The sequence below is a fragment of the Photobacterium swingsii genome (assembly GCF_024346715.1).
In the GTDB taxonomy this organism is placed as follows: Bacteria; Pseudomonadota; Gammaproteobacteria; order Enterobacterales; family Vibrionaceae; genus Photobacterium; species Photobacterium swingsii.
The window spans coordinates 501,733-521,231 of record NZ_AP024853.1 but is presented as its reverse complement, the minus strand read 5'-3'; the positions used below and the strand labels follow the sequence as shown (position 1 = coordinate 521,231).

At 43.5% G+C, this 19,499-nt stretch carries 20 protein-coding genes; 8 read left to right on the top strand and 12 right to left on the bottom strand.

All coding sequences use genetic code 11. The features are described from left to right. Positions 1-109: 109 nt before the first annotated feature. The 4 genes from OCU77_RS19705 to msrP all read right to left on the bottom strand — a co-directional run bounded on the left by OCU77_RS19705 (position 110) and on the right by msrP (position 4,185). A complete protein-coding gene (locus OCU77_RS19705) occupies positions 110-1,519 on the bottom strand; it encodes an amidohydrolase (protein WP_204375167.1) in 1,410 nt (469 codons plus the stop codon). 185 nt (positions 1,520-1,704) lie between these two features. Next, on the bottom strand, positions 1,705-2,337 hold the full coding sequence (locus OCU77_RS19700; protein ID WP_048899028.1) for a hypothetical protein: 633 nt from the start codon (positions 2,335-2,337) through the stop codon (positions 1,705-1,707). Positions 2,338-2,536: 199 nt separating this feature from the next. Continuing rightward, a complete protein-coding gene (gene msrQ, locus OCU77_RS19695) occupies positions 2,537-3,166 on the bottom strand; it encodes a protein-methionine-sulfoxide reductase heme-binding subunit MsrQ (protein ID WP_048899029.1) in 630 nt (209 codons plus the stop codon). Further along, on the bottom strand, positions 3,166-4,185 hold the full coding sequence (msrP, locus tag OCU77_RS19690; RefSeq protein WP_048899030.1) for a protein-methionine-sulfoxide reductase catalytic subunit MsrP: 1,020 nt from the start codon (positions 4,183-4,185) through the stop codon (positions 3,166-3,168). The genes msrQ and msrP overlap by 1 nt, the downstream gene beginning before the upstream one ends. A gap of 259 nt (positions 4,186-4,444) precedes the next feature. Between msrP and OCU77_RS19685 the strand changes: the two genes are divergently transcribed. From OCU77_RS19685 to OCU77_RS19665, 5 genes are all read left to right on the top strand, one after another. After that, positions 4,445-4,870, top strand: coding sequence for a MarR family winged helix-turn-helix transcriptional regulator (locus tag OCU77_RS19685; protein ID WP_048899031.1), 426 nt, complete (start codon positions 4,445-4,447; stop codon positions 4,868-4,870). Positions 4,871-4,919: 49 nt separating this feature from the next. Next, the gene (locus tag OCU77_RS19680) at positions 4,920-6,326 is read left to right on the top strand and encodes an MATE family efflux transporter (RefSeq protein ID WP_275576063.1); all 1,407 of its coding nucleotides are present in this window, start codon (positions 4,920-4,922) and stop codon (positions 6,324-6,326) included. Between the two features lie 108 nt (positions 6,327-6,434). Continuing rightward, complete coding sequence (locus tag OCU77_RS19675) at positions 6,435-6,923, top strand: hypothetical protein (protein ID WP_048899032.1); 489 nt, start codon at positions 6,435-6,437, stop codon at positions 6,921-6,923. Between the two features lie 143 nt (positions 6,924-7,066). Next, a complete protein-coding gene (locus tag OCU77_RS19670; protein ID WP_048899033.1) occupies positions 7,067-8,191 on the top strand; it encodes an acyl-CoA desaturase in 1,125 nt (374 codons plus the stop codon). 261 nt (positions 8,192-8,452) lie between these two features. Next, a complete protein-coding gene (locus OCU77_RS19665; protein ID WP_048899060.1) occupies positions 8,453-9,364 on the top strand; it encodes a L,D-transpeptidase family protein in 912 nt (303 codons plus the stop codon). Positions 9,365-9,766: 402 nt separating this feature from the next. Here OCU77_RS19665 and OCU77_RS19660 read toward each other — a convergent pair whose 3' ends face one another. The 5 genes from OCU77_RS19660 to OCU77_RS19640 form a co-directional block, all read right to left on the bottom strand. Continuing rightward, entirely contained in the window at positions 9,767-10,030 is a 264-nt protein-coding gene (locus OCU77_RS19660) for an Lpp/OprI family alanine-zipper lipoprotein (protein ID WP_048899034.1), read from the bottom strand. A 178-nt stretch (positions 10,031-10,208) separates the two neighbouring features. After that, positions 10,209-10,679: a copper chaperone PCu(A)C gene (locus OCU77_RS19655; protein WP_048899035.1), complete on the bottom strand. Its 471-nt coding sequence runs from the start codon at positions 10,677-10,679 to the stop codon at positions 10,209-10,211. Between the two features lie 19 nt (positions 10,680-10,698). After that, a complete protein-coding gene (locus OCU77_RS19650) occupies positions 10,699-11,316 on the bottom strand; it encodes an SCO family protein (RefSeq protein ID WP_048899036.1) in 618 nt (205 codons plus the stop codon). Continuing rightward, positions 11,313-11,774: a hypothetical protein gene (locus tag OCU77_RS19645; RefSeq protein WP_048899037.1), complete on the bottom strand. Its 462-nt coding sequence runs from the start codon at positions 11,772-11,774 to the stop codon at positions 11,313-11,315. The genes OCU77_RS19650 and OCU77_RS19645 overlap by 4 nt, the downstream gene beginning before the upstream one ends. A gap of 200 nt (positions 11,775-11,974) precedes the next feature. Continuing rightward, positions 11,975-12,889, bottom strand: a complete 915-nt coding sequence (locus OCU77_RS19640) for a DUF368 domain-containing protein (RefSeq protein ID WP_107302698.1) — start codon at positions 12,887-12,889, stop codon at positions 11,975-11,977. 453 nt (positions 12,890-13,342) lie between these two features. Between OCU77_RS19640 and OCU77_RS19635 the strand changes: the two genes are divergently transcribed. After that, the gene (locus tag OCU77_RS19635; RefSeq protein WP_048899038.1) at positions 13,343-13,741 is read left to right on the top strand and encodes a VOC family protein; all 399 of its coding nucleotides are present in this window, start codon (positions 13,343-13,345) and stop codon (positions 13,739-13,741) included. 385 nt (positions 13,742-14,126) lie between these two features. Next, a complete protein-coding gene (locus OCU77_RS19630) occupies positions 14,127-14,456 on the top strand; it encodes a hypothetical protein (protein ID WP_146156700.1) in 330 nt (109 codons plus the stop codon). A 58-nt stretch (positions 14,457-14,514) separates the two neighbouring features. Here OCU77_RS19630 and OCU77_RS19625 read toward each other — a convergent pair whose 3' ends face one another. The 3 genes from OCU77_RS19625 to pdsR all read right to left on the bottom strand — a co-directional run bounded on the left by OCU77_RS19625 (position 14,515) and on the right by pdsR (position 18,469). Further along, a complete protein-coding gene (locus OCU77_RS19625; protein ID WP_144414907.1) occupies positions 14,515-15,147 on the bottom strand; it encodes a hypothetical protein in 633 nt (210 codons plus the stop codon). 400 nt (positions 15,148-15,547) lie between these two features. Next, a complete protein-coding gene (gene pdsS, locus OCU77_RS19620) occupies positions 15,548-17,728 on the bottom strand; it encodes a proteobacterial dedicated sortase system histidine kinase (protein ID WP_048899041.1) in 2,181 nt (726 codons plus the stop codon). 51 nt (positions 17,729-17,779) lie between these two features. Beyond that, positions 17,780-18,469 (bottom strand): proteobacterial dedicated sortase system response regulator, encoded by a 690-nt coding sequence (gene pdsR, locus OCU77_RS19615; protein WP_107302696.1) that lies wholly within the window; start codon positions 18,467-18,469, stop codon positions 17,780-17,782. A 289-nt stretch (positions 18,470-18,758) separates the two neighbouring features. On the opposite strand from pdsR, the gene pdsO reads away from it, so the two are divergent. After that, positions 18,759-19,493 carry a sortase-associated OmpA-like protein PdsO gene (gene pdsO, locus OCU77_RS19610; protein WP_048899042.1) on the top strand — a complete coding sequence of 245 codons (735 nt, stop codon included), beginning with the start codon at positions 18,759-18,761 and terminating at the stop codon, positions 19,491-19,493. Positions 19,494-19,499 lie beyond the last annotated feature (6 nt).

Here is a 19,499-nt window from a genome sequence, read left to right as displayed (position 1 = left end):
ATATAGTGACATCAGATAGCTCTAATCGGGCCGTTTGAATACAAAAAGGCCGCATGAGTATGCGGCCTTTTTTATTGAGAGCGAACGAGAGTAGTACTAACCTCGCGTGTTATTGCACAGTCTCGCCACTTGCGATAACGGTTTTACGAACTTTATCGGCGAACGCTTGGGCTTCCTGACGCACTTCATTCTCATCAATCGTTGTCATAGAACGATCTTGCATTAGGATTTTACCGTCTACGATGGTGTGTTTCACATTCATGGCGTAAGCAGAGTAAACCAATGCAGAGTATGGGTTATACATAGGCACCATGTTTGGTGCTTTTGTGTCCACAATAATGATATCAGCGAGCTTACCGTCTTCAAGTGAGCCAATCGTGTCTTCCATATGCAAGGCACGCGCAGCGCCGATCGTTGCCATTTCGATCACTTGTTGTGGTGGCATAGCAGCGCGGTCATGGTTGATCAACTTATGAACTTTAGCCACTTGGTTGAACTCATCAATGGTGCTCAGTGTGTTACCCGACATAGGACCATCGGTGCCCAAGCCCACACGAATGTCTTTTTCTAGCATCTTGGTAACAGGTGCAACACCTTTTGCTGATTTGATGTTAGCACTCATGTTGTGCGCAACACCCACATCGTGTTTTTTCAACAAATCTAAATCGCTGTCAGACGCATTGATCACATGCGCGCCCACTAATTTATGCGTTAACGCGCCAATGTCTGCCATGTATTCAATTGGTGTTTTGCCGTTACTACGTTTCGCAATCACTTCATTTTCACGCTCAGACTCTGCAAGGTGGATCATTACAGGTACGTCATGTTCTAGCGAAAGTTTTGCAATTTTTTGTAAGATTTCTGTGGTGTTGGTGTACGGTGCATGTGGTGCAAATGCAGGCGTAATACGCGGGTGATCTTTGTATTCTTTAATAAAGTTAAGTGCGTACTGGATGCCTTCTTCTGCGTTTGCTGCATCAGCAACAGGGAATTTGATAACAGATTCACCTAAAACAGCACGCATGCCAATTTCATCGACTGTTTTTGCTACTTCATCTTCGAAGTAGTACATGTCGGCATAAGTAGTAACGCCACCTTTAAGCATTTCAATGTTACCAAGGCGTGCACCGATGCGAACCATCTCACGAGACACCAACTCTTTCTCTAGTGGGAAAATGTATCTGTGCAGGCGATCTGGCACATCATCGGCTAATGAACGGAAAACTGTCATTGAGACGTGAGTGTGAGTATTGATCAAACCTGGCATCACAATATCACCGTCAGCATTGATGGTGCGCTTAGCTTGATACTCTTTAATGTCGCTGCCGTCAGTCACTGCAACAATTTTGTTGCCTTTAATTGCGACCAAGCCATTATCAAAAATTTGGCGATCTTGGTTCATGGTTAGAACCGTTGCATTTTGAATAAGAAGATCAACGTTTTCAGTTGCGAAGCTTGATGTACTTGCAAGCGAAGCGGCTGCAAAGGAAAGGGCTAGCAGTGTTTTTTTGAACATGATGAATACCACAGTCACGGATGATGCGCAGATAATACTGAGATCTAAAATCTTGCAAATCAGTTCTTAATTATTTGCGCACTATATGTGATGCAGCTCTAGTTTTAACACTGAGTGAACGGGCTTTTTGGCGAATATAGCAGCATGTTTTAGCAAGCGAAACGTTTGCGTTAGGTGTGTTTTGGTCATTATGCAGCGTTTATACGAAAATGGCCTGTTAGCACAATATACTTATGAAGTATGGCGTGATCACTGGTACGGTGAAGTGGATGATGTATTTGTAGGTGGGCATCATCAATCGCATAACTGTCTTGCAGGGTGTTTTTTAAGCTAGTTGAGCTGCTAAGTAAACGGATACCATCTTTTACATAGTTATCTATTTCTACAGGCAATTGGCCAAGCCACCATGCAGGGATCTCCTTGCTGGCTTTGCTGCGATCAAACCAATGATCTGCAACAACCAATAAATGGTTTTCTTGCTCAGGGTTTTGTTGAGTCAGTACACTATCGACGGCTGTTAATAGCGCTTGGCGACGCGCTAAGTTGGCACTTAATAAGCGGTGTGCGACGATCCAAATCGTAAAAGACTGTGTTTGTAGCTTAAAAATAGGTTGAGGCAGGTTGTTGGTATCTTCAATCTGGCTAAGGTCAGCGTGAATATCAGACTGCAACAGGGTCGTCATAATACGACGGCAAAGAGCTTTACCTAAGTGGTTTTCGCGCATACCACGGTTGTGTACCGTAGGGTAATGCTGTTCGCATAATTGTTGGCAGTCAGCTTGAAACTGCTGGATACTGACAGTAAGTAGATCACTGACCAAGGTGGAACCTCGAAAACAACATGAAAGACAAAGTGTTAACTGAATAATACCGCTAAGATCTGATTATCCTAGCAGAAAATTCCACGATGTCTTACAAGAATTGCTGAGAGAGCGACTTTTTGCTGGTTTCAGCATCAAGAAGCGTGAAGCTACCCCCATTCAACTACGTATGTTTGATCATTAATATGCTTCTTGTTTATTAGTTTGCGGTGACGTTTTTCCTTGTTGCCGTTTGCGGTAACCAACGTTTGAATGTCTTCCATCTAAGTGCCAGCAGTAAAATCGAAATGCCAATATAAATAGCCGGTTCGATAATGCCTGATTTAACAGACCAATAGTAATGAATGGGGCTGAGTACTAATGCGATATACACAGTATTGTGCAGTGTTTGCCATCGTTTCCCTAGTTGTCTTTGCAAGTACTGATTCGATGTCAGTGTGAGTAAGAATAAAATAGCCCAGCTGATAGCACCAATGGCAAGGTATGGGCGGCTGACAATTTCACTGCCGATTAACCCCCAGTCAAAGCCAAGGTCGAGTGTGATGTAACTCAGTAAATGAAGACCAGCCCAAAAGAAGCTGTATAAGCCAATCACTCTGCGTACTTTTATCAAGGCCGCTTGCTTAAAGTGCTTAGCGATTGGTGAAATCAGCATGGTAATAATTAAGGTGTTAAGGGCGGCTTTACCTGTAAAGTGGCTGAGCCCTTGGACTGGGTCGGCCCCCAATCCTTCAGTGATGACTAACCCTACCAATAACCCGACAAAACCAAGCGAGATAGTATGGATAGCCAACTTGAGGTAAAAAATATGATTGGGGGTTAATCGCATTAGTAATTTTTCCTTAAATCCATGCCTTTATACAAACTGGCCACTTCTTCTTGATAACCATTAAACATGGTTGTGGGCTGTCTGCGGCTACTGAATAAACTGCCTTCACCGATAAAACGCTCACTTGCTTGGCTCCAGCGTGGATGATCAACTTGAGGATTGACGTTGGCGTAGAAGCCGTATTCATTCGCGGCGAGTTGATTCCAAGTTGTTGGTGGTTGCTTGTCTGTAAGCCTGATCCTGACGATGGATTTAATGCTCTTAAAGCCGTACTTCCAAGGAACAACAAGGCGGAGTGGGGCACCGTTTTGTGGCGCAAGGTTTTTCCCATACAAACCAACGGCAACTAAGGTTAATGGGTTCATGGCCTCATCTAAACGAAGGCCTTCAACATAAGGGTAATCAATTCCACCTCCTAAACGGCGAGAGGCTTGTCCTGGCATTTGTTTTGGATCGTATAGGGTCTCAAAGGCGACATACTTAGCATCACTTTTGGGGGCGGCAAGTTTAATCAAATCCGCAAGAGGAAAACCAATCCATGGGACATTCATTGACCAAGCTTCCACGCAGCGCAGGCGGTAAATACGCTCTTCTAATGTGAATTTTTTGAATAAATCATCGTAGTCCAGCGTTAGTGGTGAGTTAACCATGCCATCAATTTCGACCTTCCATGGGTCGGTAACAAAGTTACTGGCTAATTCGGCTGGCGAGGCTTTGTCTGTGCCAAATTCATAGAAGTTATTGTATTTCAATATTTTGTCTTCAGGTGTTAACGATAAAGGCGCTTGGTATTGTTGAGGCTTGGTGGCATTAAGCACGATGCGTTTATCGAGGGCTGGCGAGGCCTCTTTTTTATCTGAAAAAATATCAAAGATCCCAGCCTGTGCTTGGCTTGCGATTGGCAAGGTTGCTAACGTGATCCCAAGTTTTTTTAGAATATCGCGACGCTGCTTATAGACAGTCTCTGGGGTGACGTCGTTTTCATTGATGGCCCATCGAGGCTTCTTGATTAATTTCATCCTTGTCTCACTACAGGTATTAAGAGGTTATGAGTATTGACCTTGCTAGTCGCATTTTTCTTTCACTATTTTTGATTTTTATTGCGATTAAAACGACTTAGCAAGCTATTAGGATCACTCGCTGCCATGTTAGGAGGAGAATTGACATGACTGCGATTGTAAATAAGTGACAGGGTCGCGTTGAAAACTTTGACCAATATTTAATAGTTAGTTAGACTAACTAACTATTAAGGGCGGTGATTAGAGTGGGACTGGTATCATGCAGCTAAAAACATCGTTAGAACACATTGAACGCTATAGCGCCAAGCTGTGGCGATTACATTGCAAAGAAAATAAAAATGAGATTTCACTGAGTTTCAATGAATACGATTATCTCAAAGTGATTCAGTATGCCGATGAGCCAATGCGCTTGACGGATATCGCAACAAAATTAGAAGTGAGTAAACCATCGGCTAGCGCCATGATAGTGCGCCTTGAAAAGCGGGGCTTGATAGCCCGATTAGCATGTCCCGAGGATGCACGCGTGAATCATGTTGTGCTAACGGATAAAGCCAAGGTGGAACTCGACCATGATGATGCTATTTATGCCAATTTCTCAGATGAAATAGCGGGCGCATTATCCCCACAAGAATACCAGCAGCTTGAATCGCTCTTAGCGAAGTTGTTTACCAAGTTGACGATATAAGGTCAGCTTTACCTGTATGTTCACATGACAATGAACGAGATTTGTTAGTATGCAAGATATGCAACAGATGGTTAAACCGACAGAGTCTATTACACGTCAATTCTGGCGTTACACATTGCCAACCATAGCCGCAATGTTAGTGAATGGCCTATATCAAGTGGTCGATGGTATTTTTATCGGTCGATATGTGGGGGCACAAGGTTTAGCAGCGATTAACGTGGCGTGGCCTATTATTGGTACCGTACTGGGTATTGGCCTAATGATTGGTGTAGGTACGGGGGCTTTATGCTCGGTAAGTAAAGGCGAGGGTGATCACAACAAAGCACAGCGTATTCTATCGACTGGCTTTATCTTTTTATTGATTGCAAGTATCGCGGCGTCGTTGATCTTGTTTCGTTTTGGTCATGATTTGCTTGTTTTGCAAGGTGCGACTGGTGAAGTGCTTGCATTGGGCCATCAATATATCTCGGTACTCGCATTTGCCGTGATCTTTGCTTTTGGTTCGATTGCCGTGCCGTTTTTGCTACGTAACGACGGTCGTCCTAATTTTGCAACAGGATTGATGGTACTGGGTGCGATTGCGAATATTGCATTGGATTATGTGTTGATTGCTTGGTTTCAGTGGGAGCTCATGGGGGCTGCGATTGCAACGGCTATCTCTCAGAGCCTAGTGACCTTAATTGGCCTTGGGTACTTTTTTACTAACAAAGCAGATTTGCGTTTAACACGAAAAACATTGTCATTCTCGCTAGCGCATTGCCGCGGCATTGCATGGATTGGGCTATCGAGCTTCTTCATGTATGCATACGGCAGTTTTATGGTAGCGCTTCACAACGTACAGTTTATTAAATACGGTGAAGTCACTATGGTGGGGGCATATGCGATCCTTGGTTACATTGTCACGGTTTATTATTTAGTGGCTGAAGGTGTTGCGGGTGGTATGCAGCCATTAGTGAGCTATAACCACGGTGCCGGTAATCAAAGCAATATCCGCAAAGCATTGAAACTGGGTATGGTTGTGTCTGTTGTTGTGGGTGTGTTATTCGTTATTTTAGTGAATATTGCCCCGTATCAATTTGCGAGCATTTTTAATAGTGAGGACAGTGCGCTGATCGACCATACGGTACTGGGATTGCGTCTGCACTTATTTGCCATGTTCCTTGATGGCTTCTTAGTGGTTGCCGCGGCTTACTACCAGTCAGTCGGGAAAGGCTCGAAGTCACTGTTTGTCACTATTGGCAATATGCTGGTTCAGCTGCCTTTCTTGTTCTTACTGCCTATGTGGTTCGGGGCAGAAGGAGTATGGTTAGCGCTACCATTATCAAATATTGCATTAAGCAGTGTCGTTGGCATTATGCTGTATCGAGATATAAAGCAGCTTGATGCGCTACATCTAGCTAAACACGCAGAGCATGGTGCAAATGCATCAGAAGCAAGAGCCGAAACAGTAGCGTAAATGATGTAAAGTATTGAAAGGGCAGCTTAGGCTGCTCTTTTTGTTTGCGTGTCGTATTGCTTTAAGCATGCGTGCTGTTTTTATTCATCATGTTATATAGGTCATACGGTGAAGAATTTTCATCTTAATCTTGAATTGCAACATATCTATTTAGAAGTGAACGCAGAACGCTTTCATTATTTGCCGATCTTCTTTGAATCTTATTACTGCCACTTACATGGGTTAGTTACCAAGAATGACAAAATTGATTGGGAAGGGGTGTTCAAGGTTGCGCCGCGTTCGTTACAGGCACGCGGCATTACAGACAGAAAGCAATTAGTGAGGGAGTGGTTTTTACCATCATCAGTGCTTATTGGTCAGTTAAAAGCTATGGTGCGGGACGATCAATTGTCGCTAACTGCATTGCGCACTGTGCTTGAAAAAAAGCTATTTTATATTGTGATCACCCGTGAAGAACATGCCAAACTTAAGCAACAAGGTGGGCTGAAATCGATGCCAGCCTCTTATTATCAAGCCGATCATCAAGACTATGGCGATCCATTTTCGCGCTTTGTTAATGCGGGGATTCATCTGAATAATCAATGTTTACCGCAGTAACTAGCATTGCTCCATTGCAATTTGGTTAACATTATTGGTGTGTTGTTTACATTTGTTAACATAAATCGCAAATAGTCATTGACCTACAAATTGTCGGTGATTATTCTAGCGTACACTTGTTCGCTGAGTTGAGAGTTATGCAGATGGAAACGAATAAACCGCCAGTGATTTGGCTAAATGTGGCAATTTTTAGCTTAACTTTAGGTGTCGCTGCGATAGGCACCCCCTTATATGCGTATTACATTGGATTTGATTGGGCACAATGCCTGATGTTGTTGGTTGCATTCAGTTTTTGCGGCTTATCGATCACTGCGGGCTATCATCGCCTTTGGTCACACAAGACCTATGAAGCGAATGGGGTACTAAAGTTCATTTTTGCTATTGGTGGGGCGTTTGCTTTGCAAAATAGTATCCTTCATTGGTCTTCTGATCATCGTGTTCATCATCGCCATGTTGATAACAACGACAAAGATCCATACTCAGCGAAGCGCGGTTTTTTTTACAGCCACATAGGTTGGATGCTGCGTGAGTACCAAGCATCACGCTACACTGATTATTCAAATTGCCGAGATTTACAAAAAGATAGTATTGTCATGTGGCAACATCGCAACTATGCATGGCTGGCACTGGTAACAAACTTTGGCTTTCCTTTCGTCTTCGGACTGATCCATGGGGATGTATGGGGGGCATTACTATTAGTCGGTGTTGTACGCTTAGTCTTGAGCCATCACACGACGTTTTTTATCAACTCACTGGCACATATCTGGGGCTCTCAGCCATATACGGATAAAAACACGGCGCGTGATAATGGGTTCTTAGCTTTTTTAACCTTTGGTGAAGGCTATCATAACTATCACCATATTTTTGAGAATGATTACCGAAATGGTATTCGCTGGTGGCAGTTTGATCCGACAAAATGGTTAATTAAAGCCTGTTCATGGTTTGGTTTGACCAAGAACTTGCGTAAATGCCCTGAAGACCGCATTGAAAAGGCGCGTGCAACCATGCTGCTTAAAACACTCCAAACCAAATTAGCAGATGCGCCAAATAGCCAAGTGCGACTTGAGCGTTTAGAAGAAGAATACGACGCCTTGATGCTGAAAATTTCAGATTATTATAGTGCACAAAAACGCATGCTTGAATTACGAAAAGCGCGACTAGTGAAGCATTACGAAAACTTTGAGTTTGTTCAGCAGTACGAACAAATGAAATCTCGCCTTGATGAACAACGTAAAGCGTGGAAGTTGCTGACAGCGCAGTATGCGTAAGTTTGTGCTATCTAGAGTACTACTGCGGTAAGTCTCATACTAAATATTGCAAGTGATGACCAAAAGGTGGCTTATGCCACCTTTTTTGTTATTCGGATGACAATAGCGTGAGTTTAATCGTGTAGTTTGATCTGCTATAACAATGAATAAATAGCCTCGGTATTATTCCTGAGAGCAACTCAATCAACGAACAGCAAAGAATTTGCCATACTTATAAGATCATAAGTTAGTTATGGTGTTGATATGGCAGGAGGCGCGGCAGTGTATCGCTCATTACTTATATCATTAACATGCTTAGCATCATCAATTGCCAATGCAATTGAATATCCACTCCCAGAAGATAATAGTAATTTGATTGGTACCATGGAGTACTATCAGGTTGAAAAAGGCGATAGTCTTGCTGATATTGCAAACGAATATAACGTGGGCTTTTTAGCGTTACTGGAAGCGAATAAAGGCGTCGATCCCTTCCTGCCTGCTCCAGGGAAATTACTTGCGATCCCAACGCAGCTTATTTTGCCTAAGGTTGATCGTGAAGGTATTGTGATTAATTTGGCAGAATTGCGTTTGTACTACTTTCCTGACGATCAGGATGTCGTGCATGTTTTCCCTATCGGCATTGGGCGAGTAGGGCGAGAAACGCCATTAATGACCACAAAGATCAGCCAAAAAACCAAGCATCCGACATGGACGCCTACCGCGAATATTCGCAAAGAATACCGCGAAAAAAGAGATATTGAGTTACCAGCCGTTGTACCTGCTGGCCCTGATAATCCTCTTGGCGATTATGCGATGCGTTTAGCCCACGGCAATGGACAATATTTGATCCACGGAACCAATAAAGACTTTGGTATTGGCATGCGGGTGAGCTCTGGCTGTATTCGAATGAATCCGTGGGACATTGAGTGGCTGTTCCCACAAATACCGAAAGGCACTAAGGTGCGTATTATTGATCAAGCACTCAAGCAGACAGAAGAACCGGATGGTTCTTTATATGTAGAAGTTCACCAACCGCTTTCCAAAACAGAATCTCAACTGGGCAAAGATAAAACGGTAAAAGCCAATGAAGATCTTTTACTGACGATAGCGAATGACGACAGGGCTTACGCTCGCTTAAATGCTGCGCTGAATTTGCAGATGGGTATTCCGGTAGAGATCAAAGCGCTGAACTAGTTAGCAGTGATGTGTCTGGAGTCTTCTTTTCTACTATCTCCCTAGGTTAATTAAGCGCGGCCTCCGCGCTTTTTTTATTCTTTGGTGTTTATCGCCATTCACCTGGTGCGGTGTTCAGGTCCTGTTACCCTAATCCTGTGCTTAGATGACGATATAGTTGCAGAATGTATGAATTGACTAGCATGAAAGCTATCGCTTGCTATATAGATGGATAAAGCGCGAATTTTGGGAAAAGTAAACAGAAAAAGTAAGAGTGGGCGATATCAAACCATGATGGCGATGGCAATGAAGGTTAGGCATCAGCTATCAGCTGCTCTTAAGGCAAGAGGTTTGACGGTATAAAGCCTACAAATAACAAAAAGTGGTGCAGCTAAGTGCACCACTTTTTCATTACAATATTGCTTATTTTGTGTATGAGCTAGCCATGTTGTCAATACGCTGATTAGCACGCATTGCTTCTTGGTATGCTGCATCAGACGACGCTTTCGCATCGTTCACCGCGCCAGCCATTTGATCTTGTTGGCTTTGTAGCGCGCCAACTTGGTCAGATAACATGTCAACTTTGTTAGTTAGTTGTTGCATTGCGTCTGGCTCATCAGAACTAGAACAACCCACAAGAGCTGCACTTAAGATGATACCAGCAAGGATAGGTAATGAACGATTCATTTTTTTACATTCTCCTAGTTTGCCACTACAAACCGAGTAACAAAATGTTTTAGTCGGCAAATTGATTATGGCATAACTTCCTAAAAATGCTCGTTAAAAAATCTAATTGTTTAAAAATAGCGCTCTCAATCGCGAGAAATCTGTCTGTATCGCTGATGTTTACTTGGTTTTGGAATGCTTATTGGGTTTTTGTTTTTGCTGTGTGATCGTGTGCTTTCTTCATTCCTGCCATCACTTTTTTCACTGGGATTGACAATTCTTTTGTCTCCCCATTGGCAAATTTCAACGTTAGCTTAACGCTTTCTCCCTCTTGCAAGCTGTCTTTTAAGCCCAATAGCATGATATGCATGCCACCTGGTTTCAACTCTGCCATGCCATTTGCAGGGATCGCTATACTATCCACTTTACGCATTTGCATCATGCCATCAGCCATAATGTGATTATGTAGCTCAACAACATTTGCAGCATTGCTTTGTGCATCAATAATTTGGCGACTTGCGTCGTCCTTATTCATAAGGTGCATGAAGATGGCACTGTTCACGGCATTTGGTGGCGTCGCTCGTGCATACGCGTCATGGATCATGACATCTGCTGACGCCGTTGCTGAAGCAAGAAGAAGAGAGGAGAAGGCAAGTGTTTTCAGTTTCATTATTATTTCCTTATATGAGCTAATTTGCCGCAAGCTGCTGGGGCAGGTTACGTGTAATAGCATCGACTAAAATGGCGCTGTTCAATGTATGTGGCACTTTTTCGAGTAACGTGCCATCAGGTTGTAATAGGTAAAAATATGAACTGTGATCGACCGAGTACTTCATCGCCGAATCTTTCATCTCGGTTCGCATGTAAAGGACACCGTACTTTTCGGCTAATGCCTTTATTTGCGCATCTGAGCCAGAAAGGCCAGTAATGCTTTTGTTGAAGTAGCCAGCATACTCAGCGCTCTTTGCGGGGGTATCGCGTTCAGGATCTAATGTGATAAAGGCGGGCCACAGCTGCGCTAAATTATCTTGCGGTAATGATTGTAATGCGGCGGATAACACAGCAAGTGAGGTCGGGCAGACATCAGGACAATGAGTATAACCAAAATAGACGACACGTAATCGCTTATCATCTTGAGCAAATAAGTTAATGGTATCTTCACCACTGTATAGAGCGTTAACATCAACACTTTCAAGTTGAGTTGGCGTGTGCGAGGCAGAAGTAGGGGCTTCACTTCGGTCCATGATATATCGGGTTAGTAAGCCAGCCCCAAGTGCTAACGCTAAAACAATCCATTGGAATTTCATTTTGTCATCCTTACTGAAATGTGCAGAGGGTCGATGGGTACATCAGCATCGATAGGTGCGACAGTACCAAACCAAGTCATAGCATCTTCCGTGCATACAGGGAGTAATAAATCACCTGAAAATTGCTGATTTTTGTTGCGGGTGAGAATGAGCCTGTACGTGCCCATCATCATTTCATGCCCTTCGAGCGAAAGCTGCAAACGGTCGATATCTTTTGGTATAGCATCCCAATTTACAGATAAGGTATTGCTGACCATCGGATTAACAAGATCCTTTTCTAGTGACAAACTTGCTTCATTAACCTGACATGGCGTACTGGTCAGTTGGCACTGAGAGGTGAAGGGTGCCGTCGGGCTTATGTAATGATTGATAAGCTCGTAACTTGCGATGCCGAGAGCGAAAAAGATGAAACTTTTTACAGCCAATGTTAATGATGAAGATGAAAGTGCTAGGTTCATAGTAGTTGATTGTTTTGTAACAATTTTGTGAATCTTACCACTTATTTTAACAATCAACAGCTTGAAGGTTGGTTTCTGTGAGCGAGCTAGGCTAAAGCCGTACTTTATAGTGAGAAATTTATCAAAAGGTTTGATGTGGGTGTTAGTTGAAGGGGCGGAACTTAGAAGGAGAAAGCGCCATTGAAGGCGCTTTGAGTAGATTATTTGTCGCTTGCGAACTTCTCTAAGCCCCAGACTAAACCAAAACCTAGGATCATTGCGATTACCGCATAGATGATAAGTGAAGGTTGTCCCGTTACTTGTTCAAAGTTAAATGGCGATAAGTTCTGTTCGAGGAGTGGCACTTGCTGACCGCTAGAATTAGTACGCCATGTTAATGTTTCTTTCCACGGCCAGATTTTGCTTAGTGTACCAATCATTAAGCCCGTTAAGAAGGTGAGGGCGATGTCACGGTAATTGCGTAGTACCCAAGATAAGACATGCGAGAAACTCAGTAATCCAATCACACAGCCTGTCGCAAAGAGTGCCAGAGTCGCAATATCCAGTGATTTCGCAGCCGCTAGGATAGGCGCATACATGCCCAGCAGAAGTAGAATAAAACTGCCTGAAATACCCGGTAAAATCATGGCGCAAATCGCAATTGAACCTGCAAGTAGCAGATTAAGTGAGGTTGGCTCCATGTGTAGCGGGTGCAGTACTGTTATGCCGTAAGCGAAGGCAGCACCAGCTAGCAAAGCCACAACGCGGCTTACTTTCCAGCTTTCAATCTGCTTTAGCATATGCACCACAGAAATAATGATTAAGCCAAAGAAAAACGACCATAGTGGGATTGGATGCGTGTGCAGCATCCAGGTGATAACGCGCGCTAAGGTAAAAATACTGGTTAGGATCCCGCCAAACAACAAGATCAAAAAGACGCCGTTAATGTGCTCAAATGCGGCTTTAAAGCCGTTTTCGCGCCAGATTTTTAGAAGGCTCGGGTTTATACGGCGAATGCTTTCCAGCAGTGTATCGTAGATCCCTGTAATAAACGCAATCGTGCCACCAGAAACGCCGGGAACAACGTCGGCTGCGCCCATTGCCATACCTTTTAAGAAGGTGAAGAGCTTACTCATTATGTCCTTTTTACCTTGTATCGAAAGAGATTTTCCGCTGCATTATACCCTGAGCTTAATGAAAAGTGACGTTATTCATGGTTCATTCTTGTTAACTTTTTGATTTGTTAAACTGTGCTTGAACTTAGACCGTTCGTAAGCAAAAGGCTGTTTGGAAACTTTATTCAGTATAATTAATTTAATAATCATACGCTTACCTATAAGGTTATCTATTATTAAAAAGCAGAACTATTTCTAAAATCATTAAGTTTGTTCTTGAAAATGTGTCGCAAGTAGCAAAGCTATGATTTAAAACAAGGTTTAGAGCAATAATGACTTGACGGTATAGGGACCAATTGCCACAGTTGAAATATATACAGTGCAATGCTTATTGTGCTTGTAACACTTATTACTTTGGTTACTTCCCCAGTTTCACCAAAGCATAAAAAAACGATAATCAGAGGACGATGAGAAATGATACCTAGAGATGCAACATTACGTGTTGTTCGCCCAACCGATAACCTAAAAGCCATTGCGGTGATGTACAGCAAAGCCTTGGGTTTTGAAATGGTCAAGCAATTTGAAGATCATGATGGATTCGATGGCGTTGTGCTAGGTCATACCAACCACCCTTACCACCTTGAGTTTACACAGCAGCATGGTGTAACCGTAGGTCGAGCAGCTACGTTAGATAACTTGTTAGTTTTCTACATCGCATGTAGCCGTGAATGGGAACGCGCGTGCCGTAATATGATCGATGCTGGCTTTAATGTTGTAGAGTCAAACAACCCTTATTGGAATGGCGTTGGTAAAACATTTGAAGATATCGACGGTTATCGCGTTGTACTTCAAAATCGCGATTGGGCGCTATAAGATCGCACCATAGTGTTAACGCTTAGGTGCTGTACTGCCTTACAGAATATATTGAATTCTTTAGTACGTTATCGTGTTAATGCTGTAATTTAAGAGGGTATAGCCGTTGGCTATGCTCTCTTTTTTTATGACCCGCTTTTTATATCTATGTTTATTTTTTAGCAATACACATTTTCACTGTACGCCTTTTTACTTATTTTCTCGAAAGTACCTCGCCGTGTTTATCGAGAGCACCATTGCTATTTTGTCGATTTTCCATCGATTTAATCCAGTCTCATATTCTAGTCAACCTGATGTTGTGTTCTTTGCTTAACTGATAGTGCCAATCTGGATCAGTAAGTGATCCACGGTATTGGATAGGAAGTGAGGGGATGAGGTGCTGGCAATGAGAGATAGGATCATGCGAGAAACTGGCTTAGAAAAATGTACAGCCAATAAGCATTTAGTTCAGAAGCACGGTTTTAGATGCGGGGTCGGGGCATTGTTTTTGTGCTTAAGCCCATTTGCTCAGGCCGAGTATTTATTATCGAAACAAGAATATATCCAGCTTTGTTTAGATACCTATGGCGCAGACATGATCACTCAATCTGTGTGTGAGCAAGAATACATTGCTTTAGTGGAAAAAGAGAAAGAGTTATTGCTTGATGTTGATAGCGATGACAGTGAACATGCTTCGGCAGACAGCATTGAGTTAGACTCTCAAGAAGAAAACTGACGGCTAAGAGCCGTAAGCATAAGCTAGCTTAGCTGAATTCACTTGAGCGTTAGCTGTGTTAGATATTGTTGTTAATCTCTATGTATTGTTGGATCGGTTCAGAGTGGATCAGATTCGCAAACACCGAACAAGGCTCTGTGGGGAATTCAATTTTATGTTGCTGGTTGCCAATAATGGTGAGCAATTGGTGCTCTGCGTTTTTTTTCGCGTCTAGTCGCTGTTGGGTATTAAAGTACACCAGTAACGGTGACATTAGGTTTTGATCCACTTGCTGTAATAAGTAATAGCAGTGATTAATCGACATGCTATTGACTAAGAGTGAGATGGCTTCTTTGTTGGTTTTGATTGTATTGACGTCAACATTTAACTGCAACAAGCGTTGCCAGACATGGGTTGATAGCAACCCCATGACGACATATTCAGGTTTCTGATAGGCATTGAGTAAGGCTTTTTCGTAATCATCACGCACGCTGTTTTCATTTTCGTCTGTCCCAAATAAGCTGTCATTGCTCATCTCGATAAACGCGGGGAGTTCCGTTGAACTCACTTGCCATTTAGCCAGTAAAGTTAATGCACTGTATTGGTTAAAAGGCAGATCTATGTGGTGATTAACATCGCGCGGTTCACTTTGACTCGGCGCTGCGTACGCTGTGAGTAAGATGAGCATTAAACTGCGATAGCCTTGTTTCACCCTATACAACCCTTTCAAAGATAACATCACGATACCGCACATTATTTTCGCTCTAAATTACACGTTGGGTTTAGAAAATAAGCATTGTTGCCGCTTCTTTGAATTAAGCAATTCATGAAAGGAATGAATGGGAATCATGATTGAAAATGGGTGATGCGTTTCATGTCATTTCAGATTTTTTCCGAGGTGGTATAAATAAAACGCTATAGCTCATGGTCGTTCAGGTCTTATCTAGCTGCTTCGCATATGATGAATTTATAAACGCTAATGGTATGGTGTATCGCGAATGCTGCGACACACGTTAGGCGTTGTTTTATTGGAGATAACAATAATGCATGACTCTTATTTTGAACTCTTAATTGCTGTGGTTGCCATTGTTATGACGGTAATACTTTACCGTTTAACTATTTTGTAGCTTTTCTGTATGAGGTAGTTTGATTGTGACTTCTACCCCAGTTCCGTCAGCGTTATTGTTAATGTGTATATCGCCATGATGATAATGGGTAATTAGGCGGGCAATATACAACCCCAATCCAAGATGCGGTTTACTTTTCTTCTCTTGCGTTCGAATCGATACCATGGAATTTAATAATTGGTTTTCCATGTTTGCAGGGAGTAATGGCCCATAGTTACTGACTGTTAGTAGGGCATGGTCTGCTTCATTGTGTAATACCACATTGATTGGTTTATCGTTTGGACTAAATTCTTCTGCATTGGCTATCAGCTTATCAAGCAACTGCGCCAGATAATCCGGTGCACCTTCAAACATCAAAGGCTGTTTTGGCACGTTGACGCTGAATGTCTGCTCAGGAAACGCCATTTGATAGCCCTGCAAACACCCTGATACAAGCTCGTTCAGCGGGAAGGTTTCTTTTTCTGCGCCTTGAATGCTTTGTTCGATGCGGGTGGCTTCCGTCATGCTTGATAGGATGGTACTGAGCCTATGGATACCATCTTCTGCACGCTCAATGTAACGCTGTGAATCTGCATCGGTATTGTGCATCGATAGGTTTTCTAGCGATGAACGTACCACAGCAACAGGGGTGCGGAGTTCATGAGACAAGCGTGATGACAGGTTCTCAAGGTAATGGTGGTATTGGCCTAATCGACCCACCATCGCGCTCAAACTGCGTGATAAATCACCAATTTCATCTCTGTCTTCACTGGCTTCCATGTCTTGCTTAATTCGGCCTTGGCTATCAATGGCGATTTCAGCTTCATCGCGCAGTCGTCGGATACGAGAAGAGATATTAGAGGCAAACAAAAATAGCGTTAATGTACCAATGGCAATAATGGCGATGAACACATTAAAGAGCTTTTCTAGCGCGCGATTACGCAACATTTGAATGCCCACGGTTGATTCTTCGGCAATGACAGCCCCCATCACTTTGTCACCCAGCCATATTGGGTAGGCCGCAGAGAGGATCAATGCTTTGCCATCGGACGACATCCGCCATTGTGAATAGCCGCGCCCCTGTAACGCCTGTGCAACGGGCACGCCTTTTAGCCAAGCGGCATCTTGCGCATTGTCTGAAAAGGCTTCGGGTTCTGAAATGAAAAAGCGGTAATAAATGGGGTGGATATAGGCTTCTTCAAACTGCGTCCACCATGAGTTATCACGATCGTCATACTTTACTGAGGTCGACCATACACCATTAGAATCTTGGATATCGCCACTTTGCGCTAGCACGCGCTGGTGGCGGTCGATAACCATAATACGTGAACTGGTGTGGCCCATGCCTTTAAGGATCTTATCAATTTCAGGCGAGGGGATTAATACCGTGCCTAAGCGACTCGCTTGCGAGGTGTTTGAGGTACCAATAATGGCATCAATCATCCGATTTGATTGATTGTTGACATCATAAAAGGTGAAGCCTAATTTGCTGCCAAGATCCGACAGCGGTAGTCGCAATTCAATGTTGTAGCCATTATCTGTGGTACGCCAATAGCCTTGGATATGATTAGCAGGAGAGAGGTTACTAGGATCAGCAATATCCCCATTAACCTCAAAGGCATTTACCCAGCCATCTTCATAGGCCGCAATCACATAGCGGTGAAACACATTATCATGTGAAGTAAAAGCTACAATCAGATGATCATTTCGATCGACTCGCAGTGAATTTTTTCGACGCATCACAGGGAACTGGTCATTAACCTCAAACATGGCATACAAATACCCTTGATATTTCCCTATCGTGTGACGAAAGCTCAGGCTATCAGCTGAGTACGGACGGCGGCTAAATTGGCTAAACTCACGCCCGTAGTGAGTCATGTTGGTTTGGTATGCTGTCCAATCGGCTAAATGGCCATCCAGTTTAATTGGTGATTGCAGGCTATAGGCGTATAAGTCACGGCCTTTTTTGACGTTGCTGAGGAAACTAGCTTGATCATTAAACAAGTTAGGGCGCTCATTCAAGGCCGTTGCCACTGCACGGGTTGTCCCAATCAGCGTCTGTTCTTGGCCTTGACGCAGTAGTTTCTCCATTTCCCAGACATATTTGTAGCCAAGCCATGGCAGTGCCAATAGCAAGCTGGAAATGAGAATAACCTTGGTACGAAGGCCTACTGCGAATTTAAACATAACGTGTCCTACAATCTCTACTCTTGCTTTTTATCATCGATATACCGTGGTTTACTCGCCGCCCCAGCGATAACCCATGCCGTACACGGTATCGATGCGATCAAACGCGCTATCGCTTTGTACAAACTTTTTCCGAATGCGTTTAACGTGCGAGGTAATGGTGCTGTCATCTACCACAACCTGCGCTTCTGTCATTAGGTCTTGACGACTTTTTACATGACCTGGGCGCTTAGCAAGCGCATAAACCATCCAAAATTCGGTGACGGTAAGTTCGACAGCTTGCTGTTTCCAACATACCTGCATGCGGTTCTTATCTATGGTTAAGTGTCCGCGTTCCATCAGACTGTCTTGTTCAGTGGGCATCGCCATTAAATCACTGCGTCTAAATAAGGCTGCGATGCGGGCTATCAAATGGGGCAAGCTGGTGTCTTTGGTCAAGTAATCATCAGCCCCCATTCTTAATCCGCATACGGTGTCGAAGTCGCTGTCACGGGCGGTTAAGAAAATAATCGGCACAGTCGGTGACATCGCTCGTAGTGATTGACATAACGAGAAGCCACCGTCGATCTCATCTTGCAGGCCGATATCAATAATGGCTAAGTCAGGTAACTTTTGCTCAAAGGCGTGTAAGGCATCAGGGCGGTTGTCGTAACCATGCACCATATAGCCATGCTTTTTGAGTACGTCGGTGTAGTTCTCTCTTATCGCTGCTTCATCTTCAACAATCGCAATATTCTTCATTATCGTTTCTGCTAATAGTATTTAGGCCGATTGGGTTGAAGTGACTATACAACAAAAAGTTAGGGAAAAAAGGGGGGAAGCCAGATTGCCTTTTTTTTGCCACATTTGATCAGCACATTGCCTTTTTTGCTCCCTAATATTGCCAGATCTTCTTGGTTTAATTACCTCATCGAAACGGCGACGACATTATCCAGCCCCATTCAAGAGTCAGAATAGGCTTTTGTCCCAACAGACGGCCAGGTAACTCGGCAACGCCAACCTTACTAAAGAAAGAATGAGGAACATCATTATGAAAAAGCAGCTTATCTCAACACTTATCGCCGCAACATTTGCAACCTCTATGATGGCTCCAGCCGCTTACGCAGATGAAGCCGTAAAAGATGAATACAAAGTGGGTCAGCAAGAACAATTAATTGGTGCAGGCTCAGGCGCTGCTGTGGGGGTGTTAGTGGGTGGCCCTGCTGGTGCGGTTATCGGCGCAATCTTCGGTGGCATTATTGGTACTACGGTTGGTCAGGAAGATTACATTAAGGCGCAAGATGCTGAAGTGAGTGAATTAACTGCGCGTAATGCCGAGCTTGAAAAAGTCAGCCAGCGCTATAACCAAGCACAAATTGAAATGGCGCGTTTACAGCAAGCGAATGACAACCAACGTCAAATTGATTTAGCACTAGAGATGAACGTTCATTTCCGTACGGGCTCTGCAGAGATTGAGCCGCAATTTCAACGTCAGCTAGATGATATTGCGGAGTTGATGAAACAAGCACCAGATGTAAATTGGCAACTTGCGGGCTATGCCGATCGTCGCGGTGATACCCAGAAAAACCTAGCGCTTTCAATGCGTCGTGTGGATGCGGTACGTGATTATTTAGCAATGCGTGGCGTGGATAGCGATCAGTTTGAGATTGATGCCATGGGTGATCAGTTCCCGGAAAAAGCAGAGCAAAATTTCGAAGGTGACTTCTTTGACCGCCGTGTAACCTTGCGTAGCCAGCAAGACGATACCCGCACCGTACAGTTTTAATTGCGA